This window comes from Streptomyces sp. NPDC027672 (assembly GCF_055566335.1).
This window is the reverse complement of the sequence record NZ_JBVHSO010000030.1, coordinates 1-12,168: the sequence shown is the minus strand read 5'-3', so window position 1 is coordinate 12,168 and position 12,168 is coordinate 1. Positions and strand designations below refer to the sequence as shown.

10 protein-coding genes are annotated in these 12,168 nt (G+C 70.7%); 4 read left to right on the top strand and 6 right to left on the bottom strand.

From position 1 onward, the window contains the following. Positions 1-155 precede the first annotated feature (155 nt). Positions 156-1,382 (bottom strand): cytochrome P450, encoded by a 1,227-nt coding sequence (locus tag ACZ4SV_RS36210; RefSeq protein ID WP_468011373.1) that lies wholly within the window; start codon positions 1,380-1,382, stop codon positions 156-158. Positions 1,383-1,399: 17 nt separating this feature from the next. On the opposite strand from ACZ4SV_RS36210, the gene ACZ4SV_RS36205 reads away from it, so the two are divergent. Both ACZ4SV_RS36205 and ACZ4SV_RS36200 read left to right on the top strand, forming a co-directional pair. Beyond that, entirely contained in the window at positions 1,400-1,735 is a 336-nt protein-coding gene (locus tag ACZ4SV_RS36205) for a transposase (RefSeq protein ID WP_468011371.1), read from the top strand. Positions 1,736-4,582: 2,847 nt separating this feature from the next. Next, on the top strand, positions 4,583-4,969 hold the full coding sequence (locus ACZ4SV_RS36200) for a hypothetical protein (protein WP_468011367.1): 387 nt from the start codon (positions 4,583-4,585) through the stop codon (positions 4,967-4,969). A gap of 620 nt (positions 4,970-5,589) precedes the next feature. Here the strand turns inward: ACZ4SV_RS36200 and ACZ4SV_RS36195 are convergent. From ACZ4SV_RS36195 to ACZ4SV_RS36175, 5 genes are all read right to left on the bottom strand, one after another. Then, positions 5,590-5,769: a hypothetical protein gene (locus tag ACZ4SV_RS36195; RefSeq protein ID WP_468011364.1), complete on the bottom strand. Its 180-nt coding sequence runs from the start codon at positions 5,767-5,769 to the stop codon at positions 5,590-5,592. Between the two features lie 474 nt (positions 5,770-6,243). Further along, a complete protein-coding gene (locus ACZ4SV_RS36190) occupies positions 6,244-6,732 on the bottom strand; it encodes a beta-class carbonic anhydrase (protein ID WP_468011362.1) in 489 nt (162 codons plus the stop codon). Positions 6,733-6,994: 262 nt separating this feature from the next. Continuing rightward, a complete protein-coding gene (locus tag ACZ4SV_RS36185) occupies positions 6,995-9,853 on the bottom strand; it encodes a helicase associated domain-containing protein (RefSeq protein WP_468011358.1) in 2,859 nt (952 codons plus the stop codon). Then, the gene (locus tag ACZ4SV_RS36180; protein ID WP_468011354.1) at positions 9,850-10,326 is read right to left on the bottom strand and encodes a hypothetical protein; all 477 of its coding nucleotides are present in this window, start codon (positions 10,324-10,326) and stop codon (positions 9,850-9,852) included. The genes ACZ4SV_RS36185 and ACZ4SV_RS36180 overlap by 4 nt, the downstream gene beginning before the upstream one ends. Then, the gene (locus ACZ4SV_RS36175) at positions 10,316-11,080 is read right to left on the bottom strand and encodes an ankyrin repeat domain-containing protein (RefSeq protein WP_468011351.1); all 765 of its coding nucleotides are present in this window, start codon (positions 11,078-11,080) and stop codon (positions 10,316-10,318) included. The genes ACZ4SV_RS36180 and ACZ4SV_RS36175 overlap by 11 nt, the downstream gene beginning before the upstream one ends. A 231-nt stretch (positions 11,081-11,311) precedes the next feature. Here ACZ4SV_RS36175 and ACZ4SV_RS36170 point away from each other — a divergent pair, with 231 nt between their 5' ends. Next, on the top strand, positions 11,312-11,605 hold the full coding sequence (locus ACZ4SV_RS36170; RefSeq protein ID WP_468011347.1) for a hypothetical protein: 294 nt from the start codon (positions 11,312-11,314) through the stop codon (positions 11,603-11,605). A 134-nt stretch (positions 11,606-11,739) separates the two neighbouring features. Further along, entirely contained in the window at positions 11,740-11,886 is a 147-nt protein-coding gene (locus tag ACZ4SV_RS36165) for a hypothetical protein (protein WP_468011376.1), read from the top strand. The last annotated feature ends 282 nt before the right edge of the window (positions 11,887-12,168 follow it).

Sequence of the window (12,168 nt, the reverse complement as noted above, 5' to 3'; positions counted from 1 at the left end):
TGGCGGTGGAGCCCGGGGAACTGGCCTGGCGTCCCTCGGTCTGGATGCGTGGTCTGGCGTCGCTGCCGGTGGAGTTCACCCCGTTCGTGAACTAGGCACCGCGAACCAGTCCTCCGCGCCCGGGCGGGCCCCGGGCGTGGAGGGAGCGATTTCCGTCAGGCCGTGACCGGTGTGAAGCGCACGGGCAGCGTCTTCGGGCCCCGGGTGAAGACCCCTTGCTCGACGAGGTCGTGTCCGTCCGCGAGGCGCAGGTCGGGCATGGTGTCCAGCAGCTGGTTCAGGCCCACCTCGATCTCCGCCTTGGCCAGGAGTGCGCCCACGCAGAAGTGCCGGCCGAGTGCGAAGGCGAGGTGGCCGGCAGCGGCCGAGAAGGCCGATGTCGTGGCAAGGTCGTCGCGGAAGATGTCGAACCGGTCGGGGTCGCGGTAGCGCCGCTCGTCCCGGTTCGCCGCGCCGATGAGACAGGTGACCGTGGCGCCCGCCGGTATGGTGCCCCCGGTGACCTCGACGTCGGTCGCCGACTGCCGCATGATCATCTGGACGGGCGGTGTGTAGCGGAGGGTCTCCGCGAAAGCGGCGGGTATCAGGCTCCGGTCCGCGCGGACGGCCGCCAGCTGGTCCGGGTTGTTGAGAAGGTTCGCCAGAATGCCGGCTATCGCCTTGTCGGTGGTCTCACCGCCCGCCGCGAGCAGCAGGCTGCAGAAAGCCTTGATGTCCTCGTCGCTCATGCGCACACCGTCCACCTCCGCGGCGCACAGGGTGGACAGCAGGTCGTCGCCCGGGTTGGCACGCCGTTCCCGGATGACCGGAAGCATGTATTCGGCGAACTCCGCGCGGGTGCGCTCACCGGCGGCGGCGACTTCGGGGTCGCCCGAGAGGTTGCCGAGGAAGGCGATGACGGCCGTGTACCAGCCGTGGAACCGGGCGTGGTCGGCCTTGTCCAGCCCCAGCATGTCCGCGATGACGTTGACCGGGAAACGGGTCGCGTAGTCGCTGACGATGTCGGCGGATCCGGAGTACCGGAAGGTGTCGATGAGCTCGCGCGAGTTGCGCTCGATGACCGGCAGGAACTTCTCCTGCAGATCGCTGCCGCGGAACGCGGGGGCGACCAGGGCCCTGCGTACCGCGTGTTCGCGGCCGCTGAGCTGGAGGATCGTCCTGCCGTGGACCGGTTCGAGCTGCCAGTTGTAGTTGTCGGTGGTGAACTCCGCCTTCTTGTCCTTGAAGACGCGTTCCACGTCCTCGTAGCGGGAGATGATGTAGCTCTGCGTGGCCTCGTGCCAGATCAGGGGTTCTTTCTCCCGCATCACCGCATAGGCGGGGTAGGGGTTCGCGGCGAACTCGGGTGACAGGATGTCCGGGAGGTGGTGGGCAGCGGACACGGAACTCCTCAAGTCAGATGCGTGACCATCCCCACAAGGTTATGGATCTTCCAGCCCGTCAAAAAGATGTCCGGGGCCGGGAGATACTGCTACCGCCGATTCGACCAGGGTCCGTCTGCAAAGATCACCCGGTCGTGGATCATGGTGGGGTGACACTCCGTCAAGGACTCAACGACCGTGAAGGGGACTCGTTCACCCTGCCGAAACCGCGGGCCGCAACGGACCGGCCCCGGGTGCCGGATCGGCGGGTCGTCAACAAGATGGTCTGCAAGTTCCGTACCGGCCCCTCGTGGCGTGACCTGCCGGAACGCTACGGACCCTGGCAGACGGTCTGCACCCGCTTCCGCCGCTAGGCGATCGACGGGGTGTTCACCCGGGCCCTGCAGCAGGTGCAGGCCCAGGCGGATGCCGGAGTCCCACCAGCACCGGGCCGGCCACGCCGCCGCCCCGACCATGTGATCGCGGACAAGGCACAGCTCTCCCGGCTTCCGTAGCCAGCTGCGGCGACGCGACATCGCGTACACGATCCCGGAAAAGACCGGCCAGCAGCGGCACCGGCAGCATCGCGGGGGCTGCGGTGGCCGGCCACCAGGCTTCAGGCGGGAGATCTACCGCCGACGCGACCGCGTCGGACGCTGCCTCAAACACCTCAAGTGCTTACGAGGCATCGCCACCCGGTACGAGAAGACCGCCACCTCCTGCGAAGCACCGGTCACACTCGCATCAATCCTGCTCTGGGCACGGTCGGCGCCGGCCACCAGCGCGGCGACCGCCGCCGGCCGGCGGACGGCCTCCGCCAGCGCTGCCGCGCCCGCCAGCGCGGCGAACAGGTCGGCGGCGAGCAGCGGCAGCGGCGCGGCGGACCGCGCGGGCGGCCGCCGCGATCCGTTCGAAGACGGACCCAGTGGTGATCGGCCCCGGACGGGATGGTGGCGGGGTGGCGGGCCCGCGTTGCGGTGCCCGCTGAGCTCGCCGGGGACGTCGGCGGGCGGCGCGAGCGCCGGGTGGTGGACGGGGTAGTGCGCGAGCGGGTGCTGTTCACGCCGGCGCAGCACCGTGCGGCGCTCGATGTCGAGTATGCGCCGTCCCTTCCTCGGTGCGTGGTGATGCTCGGTGGTGCTTGTCGGTGTCGTCCGGGTCGGGGGTGTGAGGGCCGCCGGAGAGCGATGACATTCGCGTCCGGCCCGGGGCCGCTTCCCGCCCGGCGGGCAGCTGAGCAGAAAGCCCGGCTGCTGCTCCCGCCTGGCCAGAAGCGCTGCTGACCGGCCTTTTCTTGCGGGTCAGAGCCGTGTGGCGTGGACTGCATGACAGTGGATATCAAGGTTGTCCGGGCCGGTCAGGTGTACCGCTACCACCTGCGCGAGACCGTCGTCGGCGACGGCCGCCGCCCGGCCCGCACGCCGAGGGCGGCCCGCACGCCGAGGGCGGCGTACGGGGCGAAGTCGGTGCCTTCGACGCTGGAGACAAGACGGCTGGCTCCTGCTTCCCAAGCCGGACTGGAAACCCAGCGCGCCGACGGACAGCCTGCCCACCGATGCGACGGTCGGCGGCTGGCAGCCCGGCGAGGAAGGGAGAGCCGGGCCATTCCAACCGAATCCCCGCTACATACCTGACGACAAGTCAACGCCTACCGACCCGATGCACGAACTGCTGTGCCTAGCCGCATCCGGCCAAGGAGACGGTACCGGCGCTCAGCTCTTGTCAACGCTCCCGAAACACCGTTGTGGAGCTCGCATGCGATGAGACCGATCACCTTCTGGTAGGGCCGTCACCAGACGGAGTGACGTGCGCGGCGGTTGTTACTGCCGCGGTACACAAGCGACGGCTGGGCGGGGCTCACTGGGTGTCGGTACGGGGGAGCAAGCTGCCCGACATCGTTCCCGCCGACCTGGACATCCTGATCAGCCCAGGAGATGCTGCGCAGATCCGCCTGCTGACTGCCGCCTTGCGGGAAAGCGATGCTTGGGTGTGCGGCCGGGCCAGCCGGCCTGGCCGAACCCGACGATGGGCAGGTCCCGCTCCTGGAGCGGGGTCAAGTCGATGTCGGGCTCGGGCCGTACTCCTCCGGCCATGGGGGCCGACGGAACAGTCTGTATCGGCCAGAATGATCAGGCAGTTACTTGCCCTGTGCGGCTGCGGCCCGGGTACGGATCACCAGTCGGGCCAGGCAGCGATCTCGCGAAGGCTCAACTCCTCGTCGCACACCCTCCGATGAGGAAAATTGGGCAGCCGGAGCCCGTCCGGCAGGATGCCGGTAGGACAAGCCGATACGCACGGCGCGCGAGACGACGTGCCCGAGGTGCGGCCGGAACACATGGATGATCCACATCCCCGTGGTGGGTGACGTTGATGTTCGCCGCTGCGAGGAGTGCGACGGGGAGGTCGAACTCGACCTCTGGGTGTATGCAAAGCCGAGCGAGGCGGCACTTCCCGGCGCCGGGTGATGATCCGCATTCAGCCTTCGACGGGCTCGCTCGCCACTGGTCCGGGGACGTTCCACCCGGACGCATCAATGCGGGCGGACGTGCGGACATGGCGGTTCTGCCACCACTGACACTCCGGTCCATGGGGAGGGTGTCGGCACAGAAGCCCCGGGCTGCCGTCGAACGGCTGTCCCGGCTGCGCGAGGACGAGGCGCTCACGGCCGCGCACGTGCGTATGGTCGCGGAGGGCCTTGCGGTGTCGGAGCGGACGGTGTGGCGCTGGCTCACGCCGCCGAAGCCGGCCGCGCCCGCCGTCCGCCCGCGCTACGAGCCGAGCGAGACCGACCGGGCGGCGCTTCGCTTCTACCGGGGCACCGTCGCCGCGGTGGTCCGCGCCCGGCGCGCGGTGACCGACGGGGACGGCACGACGGCCGGGGCTCCGGTGCCCGACTTCCTTGCCGAGGGCTGGGCGAGCGCGAAGCCGGTCGCGGAGCGCACTCTGTACCGGGCGTTCACCGACGGCCCGCCCCCGGCGGAGCGCGCGGCGTGGAAGTCCGGGGAGGCCGGGCGCCGGGCGGGCCCGGTCTACCTGCGCCGCCCCGACGCGCCGCGCGGCCGCTGCTGGGAGATGGACCACATGCAGCTCCCGCTGCGTGTGCTGCCGCCGAAGGGCAAGGGCGCTCGCGCCGTGGCTGACCACCGTGGTGGACGACGGTACCCGGCCCTGCTCGGCTGGGCCGTCGCCACGCCCCGACCTCCGGCACGGTCCTCACCGCGATGCGCATGGCGCTCACCCGCGAGCCCGACCTCTCGCCGTTTGGCGCGGTGCCCGAACTCGGACCCATCGACCGCGGCCTGGAGTTCGCTGCCGGCGCGGTCACAGAGGTCCTGGGCGGCCTCACCGTCGTCATGCACCGCCTGCCCGCGTCCACCCCGCACCGCAAAGGCAAGGACGAGCGGCTGAACCTCACGATCAAGCAGATGCTGATCTCCCAGCTCCCCAGCTCCCCAGCTCCCCAGCTCCCCAGCTCCCCGGCTCCACCGGCGGCCCGCGCGACGCCGCCGGGCGCCTGTACGGGCCGGTCAAGGACTCGGTGGCCGCCCAGCGGGCCGCCGAGACCGCCGCCGAGGGCGAGGGCCCGCCGCGCCTGGAGCGGTTCGTAAGTCGTCTCGCCGACTGGGCCCGCTGGCCGGGCACCCGGAACGGACGCCGGACAGGATCACAGCCTCGGACAGCAGGCGGGCGCGAGAAGCCAGCGTCGCGGCACATGGAACGGCGGTGGCCGGGCGGGCCGGTCGCGGTGGCCGGCTGCCCGCGAGCCCGGCGGCCGGGCAGGGGCCATGCGGGGTCGCACTCGGGGCCGGCAAACCGCGCGGGACCAGGCCGGCACGGGGCCGGCCGGGGGAGAGCGCAGGCGCGCCATGGCCGACCAGGACAGGCTGTGGCGGACGGCGAGCAGTTCCTCCGGTCGGCGCGCGGGGCGGCACGCACGGGGCGGAGGCGGAAGCAGCGGGATGGCGGGGCCGGGCATCTCCATAAGCCGGTGGTCCATGCGGCCGGTCGGGAGGATTACCAGGACCGTCGCGTACCCCCAGTTGCACCTCATCGGTGAACTGTGAGGTGTCACCGACGGGGCCGGCCTGATGGCCCTCGGCCATCAGGTGCGCTGTCTCGTGCACGGCCTTGGCCAGGACGTCATACTGCCCGGGGCCCATACGGGCCTTGAGCGTCTCCACGCAAAGAGAAACGTTGTCGACCCTGCGGTCCTCCGAGCCGGAACCGTTCACGTCGTCCATCTCGACAGCCTGGCCCGGGAGGCGGCAGGCGCCCAGGCCCGTACACGGGGTGGCGCAGCGCGGCGCTGCTGTTCCTCGCGGGCGATCTGCCGGACGAGGACGTCCCGGTCGATGTACGGAGCGACGGCCGCGAGGACCAGGCGCTGGAGTTCGGCCGGCTCCAGCACCCCACTCCCACTGCACCGGGCGCCGGGGGGCGAAGCCGTACCGGTCGGCGAAGGCCGGCCACCTCGGGTCACCTGCCTGCCCGGTCGCGGGCAGCTCGCAGGCACGGACCTGGGCGTAGGCCAGCAGGACCGCCGGCCACCGGATCCGCTTCCGCGCCCTACCGGTACTCGTACCCCTCAGCCTGCCTCTGCCACGGCGGGCAGGGGCCCGGCGGCCGGCCGCTCTCCCCGCTCGACACGGACGAACTGCGCCCCACCGCCGCCTACATCGCCGCCCGCGGCGTGGCCGCCGGCCGCGGCACGCTGCCGGCCGGGCCAGTCCGTCATCAGGGGCAGCACCGCGGTGGCGGGCAGGCCGAGCCACGCGGCGGCGCCCGGCGAGCCGGAGGCCAGCGCCGCGTTACTGCCTCCTCGCTGCCGGGCGCCCTCATCTCCAGCCGAGGCCGGAGATGCCCGGGTGCGGCGGGAACCCGGTCAGCGGACTTCCGTGAGCCTGCCCGTGGCCACGTCGAAGACGAAACCGCGGACGCGGTCCTTGTGGACGACGAACGGGTCGGCCTTGATGCGCGCGACGGACTGCCGTACGTCCTCCTCCAGGTCGGAAAACGCCTCCGCCGCCCAGGGCGGACGGATCCCGGTGTCCTTCTGGACCGCGTCCTTGAACCCGTCGTCGGTGAAGGTCAGCATGCCGCAGTCGGTGTGGTGGATGAGGATGATCTCCTCGGTGCCAAGAAGGCGTTGGCTGATGGCGAGTGAGCGGATCTCGTCCTGGGTCACCACCCCGCCGGCGTTGCGGATGACGTGCGCCTCGCCGTCGTTCAGACCGAGGATCGCGTAGACGTTCGGCCGGGCGTCCATGCAGGCCACGACGGCCAGTCGGCGGGAGGGCGGCAGCGGGAGCGGACCGGAGAAGGTCTCGGCGTAGCGGGCGTTGTTGGCGAGCAGTTCATCGGTGACGGACATGAAGGACCTCGGTTCTCTCGTACGGGGAAGGGCACGGACAGGGTGATGGCGCGGAGCGGGATCACGAGGCCCGGCTACAGAAACCGTCGAAGAGATACACACGACGCGAGGGCCAGAAGCCCGTCAACGCCGTGACCGAGGTCGGCATCACACCAGTGAACTCCTCAACGCCGGGCCAGGCAAGAGAATGAATGTTCGGCGCCGGGGCCACGACGGCCATCGGACCGCCGTAAGATCCGCGGCCGGGCAAGCCCCGAGCGAGTCAGGCTCCGTCCCGCTCCCGGTCCCGGGACGGAGCCCAGGCCGAGTGCACCCATCCCGGCCCCGTGGGCAGCGCCGGTCCGGCGGACAGAAAGCGGCCGCGACTGCCGGAGACGGGATTCATACTGGCTGATGGAGCGGCCTGGACGGCCGGCACCACGCCCGCCCACTCCATGCCCAGCGCCGCCAGGGCGGCGCGCTGCTCCGTCGTGAGCTTGTCCCGCCGGCTCTTGGTGTTCGAGAGCCACACGCCCAGTCTCACCGGCACCGGCTCCGCCTCGCCGTCGACCGTGATCTCCACGACCGCGCCGCGCGGGACGGCCCGCTGCCCCTCCTTCTCCACCCACTGGGCCAAGGCAGCCAGGCCCCGCTGGAACGCCGCCTCCGCCTTGCTCCCGGCCTTCTTCGACCCCTTGAGGGCGGCGGCCGGCACCGGACGGAGCTCCGCCGGAGCGGCGGCCGTCACGGGGAGGGTGGCGCCCCGCACGCCCAGCGCGGTCAACCTTTCCCGCTGTTCGGGCAGGAGCTGTGCCCAGGTGCCCGGTTCCTGCTGCCTCCACCGCCAGGTGCCGATGTCGTCGCCGTCGAAGGCGACGCCGGGTGCGATGTCGGGCAGGTGGCCGTCGGCGTCGACGAGGTCGGCGAGCACCCGGTAGTGGCGCTGCCAGTTGAGCGGCCACGGGCAGTTCCAGTCCGGGTCGATCGCGGCCAGCTGCTGCGCACGCTGCGCCGCGCGCTTCGGGTCCTTCCCGAGGCCGCCCTTACGGCGCAGGTTCGCCATGTGCTGCCCGATGGGCACCATCGCCTCGCCCTCACCCCACACGGCGTCCTGACGCGGGGCGAGATGCCCGGTCGCCCGCCGGTAGGACCGCAGCGCGGCCAGCTTGCCCTCCCACGCCTCTTCGCCCGGCTCCCACACCATCCCGGCCTCGAGTGCGTCGAGCAGGGTCTTGCGCCGCTCTTCCAGCTCCCCGGCCCGCAGTGCCTTGCGCTGCTGGTGGACCCATCGGCCCAGCGGAAACGCCTTCGTCGCCCCGACTTCGGCCTCGACGTCGTAGGGAACGGCGTAGAGGCCGGTGATCCCGTTCTCCGCCCGCCAGCGGAGCAGGGCCTGGTAGCCCTCCAGCCACACCAGCGACTCCGGCCGGTACACCCGGGTGCGCAGGAACGCGGCGATGACCGCCGCGTCGCGCGGGCTGGAGAAGTGCAGCAGGACCGACTCGGCAGCAGCGTCGGTGTCGTCCTGCTCCTGGTCCTCCCCGTCGCCCTCACCGCCGGCCCCGACGATCCGCCCCTCTTCGTCGCGCCGGACGTGGACCTTGCGCTTGCCGCTCGTGAGCGCACGGGAGGCGAGCTGCTCGACGAGTCGTTCATCATGCGAGCGCAGGCCCTGGAGCACGGCTACGAGGGGGCGGAAGCTGGCGGAGGCGACCATGTCCTGCGGGTCCTCGCCGGGCTGGAGGAAGACCGGCACGATGATCCTGGCGACCTTGGCGGAGCCGTCCTTGTCGAGGCGGAGAGCGCGGCCGATGTTCTGGACGATCTCGACCTGGGAGCCGCGGGTATCGGCGAAGCAGACGGCCTCGACTCCCCGTTCGCCGGTGATGTCGACGCCTTCCCCGAGCACGCGGCAACTGGCGAGGAAGGCGCGGTGCACCCGGCGCCCGGCCGCGTCGATCCCATTGGCGAACTGCCGCAGCACCTCCCGCCGCTCGGTCACGAGGTGGTCACCGCACAGCCACGCCGACCACACCCGGTCCGGCGCGACGTGGCGGCCGGCCTCGAGTTCGTAGAACTCCGCGTCGATGGAGGATTTCGGCAGCTTGCCCGCGGCGGCCAGGTCCTCGTCCGTGGCGTCGTTGACGTACAGCTCGGCAGCGGTCTCCGGGAGCTTGTCCGCGAACGCGGCGGCCTCCTCCACCTTCTGGTGGAACGTCATGACGGTGCGCAAGTTGTGAGCGGCGGCGTGCTCCAGGAGCGCGGTCTGCAGCAAGGCCAAGCGCCGGCCACGCCGCGCCTCCTCCGACTCACCGAGGACGGGGGAGGGGTCGCGGATCTCCAGCACGTCGATCTCGAACCCGGCGAGGATGCCCCGCTCGATCGCCTCCGAGAGTCCGAGTTCCGCGAGCCACGCGCCGTACGTCCCGCTCGGGTCGTCGGCCATGGTCGCGATCTCCGCCTCCTGGCCGTCCCCGCCCTTCTGTGGCCGGGGCGCCGTCAGGATGCGCGGGGTCGCGGTCAGGTAGAGCCGGAAGTCGGCGGGGATCCGCTGGTTGTCGTGGATCGCCGCCCACGGCCGGCCAAGATCACCGGCGGTTGAGTGGGCTTCGTCCACGATGGCGAGGTCGAAGCCGTCCATGCGCTGGCCGTAGAGCCGGTCTCCGCCCGCCAGAGCGGCCTCCAGCGGCCCGCGGACCGTCCGCTGGCCGGTCGGGTCCTCCGGGTCCTCGCGGTCCACGAGGGAGGCGTAGGTGGCGAACACGACCACGGGCCCGGTCCCGGCCCACAGCGCGAGCTGGATCGCGTTCGAGGTGGTGCGCACCCCCAGCGAGCCCAGCACCGGGTCGTTCTCCAGCGAGCACACCGCCACCATCGGCGCCCTATGCCCGACCGCACGCCACGCCTGGGCGGTCTGCGCGAGCAGGTCCAGGGTCGGCACCATGACGAGGATCCGCCCGCCCGGGAAGCACTCCAGCGCGCTCGCGGCGGCCGTGATCGTCTTGCCCGATCCGGTGGCGGACACCAGCGTGCCCCGCGCTCCCTCGACAGGCACAAAAGATCTTGCAAAGAATTTAACCCATTTCCGAATACTCGTTTTCTGGGTCACCTGATGTTCCCGGAGACTGATCACAAAACTCATCCTTTTCTTTTCCCGGGAAACATCAGATTCCTCCACCACGAGCCCGGAGAAGCCGCAGACCCGGCGGACGCAGAAACAGGCCGCGGGTACCTGCCGATCCCGCCGCGCGCGGGCAGCTCGTCCTCGAAGTCGCAGGCGGCTACGGCTTTGAAGCCGCTGCGCCACAGTGCCTCGAGCATGGCCGTGACGGCCTGCACTACTTCGGCCGGCGCTCCCGCGGAGGCCTGGCACTCCAGCACGGTGGGCCATTCCAGAAAGTCGAAGGGATGAGCACGCCGGCCCGTGGCGTAGTCGTTGGGCTCGCCGTGCACGCGCACCGGCCCGACGGTCAGCGCCGGACCGTCGCCTCCGAGGCCGAGGGCGTCTCGTAGCCGGGTCATGACCCGCGAGGCGGCCACCGCGTCCACGTAGATCGAGGCATCGCCGTAAGCGAAGTTCGGGCCGAAGGGCGAAGGACCGTGATCATTCCCCACGCGCACTCCCTGTCCCTGGGTCTTCCGGCGGTGTGAGGGCGTGGAAGCGCTGGAGGAGCCGCCTGGCTGGCTCGTGGTCGTAGCTCTCGGCGATCTGCAGCGGAGTCTCTCCGTCGACGGCCGGCAGGCGCGGGTCGGCGCCGTATGCCAGCAGGATCGCCGTGCTGGCCGTGTGCAGGGGGTGTCCCGTCTGGAGGTGGCTGTCCCCTTCCACGTCGATCGCGTGAGTCAGCAGCGTGTGCCCGAAGCACACCTCGTTCGGATCGCTCCCGGAGTCCAGGAGCATGGAGAGGGTCTCGTAGTCACTCATCTCCACGGCCTTGTGCGCGGGCGTCCACGACTCCCCCTCAGTGGAAGGACCATGATCACTTCCCCCCGTGCTCCCTGGAGTGTTCGCCGGTGTGAGGGCGTGGAAGCGCTGGAGGAGCCGCCTGGCCGGTTCGTGGTCGTAACTCTCGGCGATCTGCAGCGGAAGTTTCCCATTGGCGGCCGGCAGGCGCGGGTCGGCGCCGTATGCCAGCACGATTGCCGTGCTGGCCGTGTGCAGGGGTTGCCCCGACTGCAGGTGGCTGTCCCCTTCCAGGTCGATCGCGTGAGTCAGCAGCGTGAGCTCGACACACACCTCGTTCGGATTGCCCCCGGAGTCCAGGAGCATGGAGAGGGTCTCGTAGTCACTCACCTCCACGGCCTCATGCGCCGGTGTCCACGGCTCCACCTCCAGAAAAGAGCGAGGCCCCAGCGCATCGCGATCCATAGTGCCCTTCCCCTCTTTATCGGCCCTCCTGGGCCGTGGCCGTCAGAGCAGCGGACGGACTATGGTCCTAACGCACCGAGACTGATATGCCCCCCGGAACCCTGCTACCGGGTGCCACCTATTTACGCCAATGCTACATGCTGCATCACATCAAGATGCAGATTTGTGAGGCCCCTCCACGAGATCCCGTCCAACCTGATGGTCATCGCGCATCGGGGTACACGGTGCCGCATGGCACCGAAGACCGAACGTATCCAGTTCCTGCGGGCCGTGCGGCAGCTGCACCGCGTCCGCTCCTTCTATGCTGCGGGCGTCCTGCTGTGGGCGGTATCGGCCGCCTGGACCGGCTGGCAGGCACCCGGGAGCGGGCAGATGTGGGTGTCCGTCCTCCTCCTGGCCGTCTTCACCGCTCTCCTCGCCACCGCCGGCCTGTCCCTGCGGCGTCTCCCAGTTCCCCCGACAGGCCGGCCCGCGCATCACGCCGCCTTGCACAAGGCGGCAAGTACCCGCCACGTCCACGCCTGAGGAGCCGTCAGCCTGCCTGCACCATCCGCCAGACCACTTCGCAGGCGCCGCCCATGCCTGTAGGGGCGATGGCCGGGCATACGGGCTTCACTTCCTACGAGAGAGGCCCAACCATGCTCGGCATAGTCGCAGCAGTGCTGTTCTTCATCGGGTTCCTCATCAACGCGGCCCAGATCAGCACCAATCACACATTCTCGTCAGCCAATGTCATGCTCCTGGGGCTGACCGCTCTGGCCCTGCACGTTGCGGGAATCGGCAGCACCTGGTCCCGCAGACGCTGACCCAGACGCCAGCCCCACTACCCCGTGGTAGCCAGCCAGAAAGACCGGCCACAGCCCCACCCTTGCTACTGCTCGGGCCGCAGGCCCGTTGGCCGGCCCCGCGCAGCGGGGTTGGCCTTGTGGCGCGAAGCGCCACCCGGTGACCGGAGCGCAGCGAAGGCACCGCATGCGGGGGACGCAGTCCCCCGCATCGCTCCGGGGGAGCGCAGCGGACGGAGCGTCACCCGCCTGCGCAGCAGGCGGGTGTGCTGACCGCGGAGCGGTCAGCCACCGCTTCCGCGG

Excerpts from the sequence above, each read along its gene's own strand:
- ACZ4SV_RS36205 (WP_468011371.1), top strand. The coding sequence starts at position 1,400 with ATGCGTGACCATCCCCACAAGGTTATGGATCTTCCAGCCCGTCAAAAA.
- ACZ4SV_RS36200 (WP_468011367.1), top strand. The coding sequence starts at position 4,583 with ATGCGCATGGCGCTCACCCGCGAGCCCGACCTCTCGCCGTTTGGCGCG.
- ACZ4SV_RS36190 (WP_468011362.1), bottom strand. The coding sequence starts at position 6,732 with ATGTCCGTCACCGATGAACTGCTCGCCAACAACGCCCGCTACGCCGAG.
- ACZ4SV_RS36185 (WP_468011358.1), bottom strand. The coding sequence starts at position 9,853 with ATGAGTTTTGTGATCAGTCTCCGGGAACATCAGGTGACCCAGAAAACG.
- ACZ4SV_RS36175 (WP_468011351.1), bottom strand. The coding sequence starts at position 11,080 with ATGGATCGCGATGCGCTGGGGCCTCGCTCTTTTCTGGAGGTGGAGCCG.
- ACZ4SV_RS36170 (WP_468011347.1), top strand. The coding sequence starts at position 11,312 with ATGGCACCGAAGACCGAACGTATCCAGTTCCTGCGGGCCGTGCGGCAG.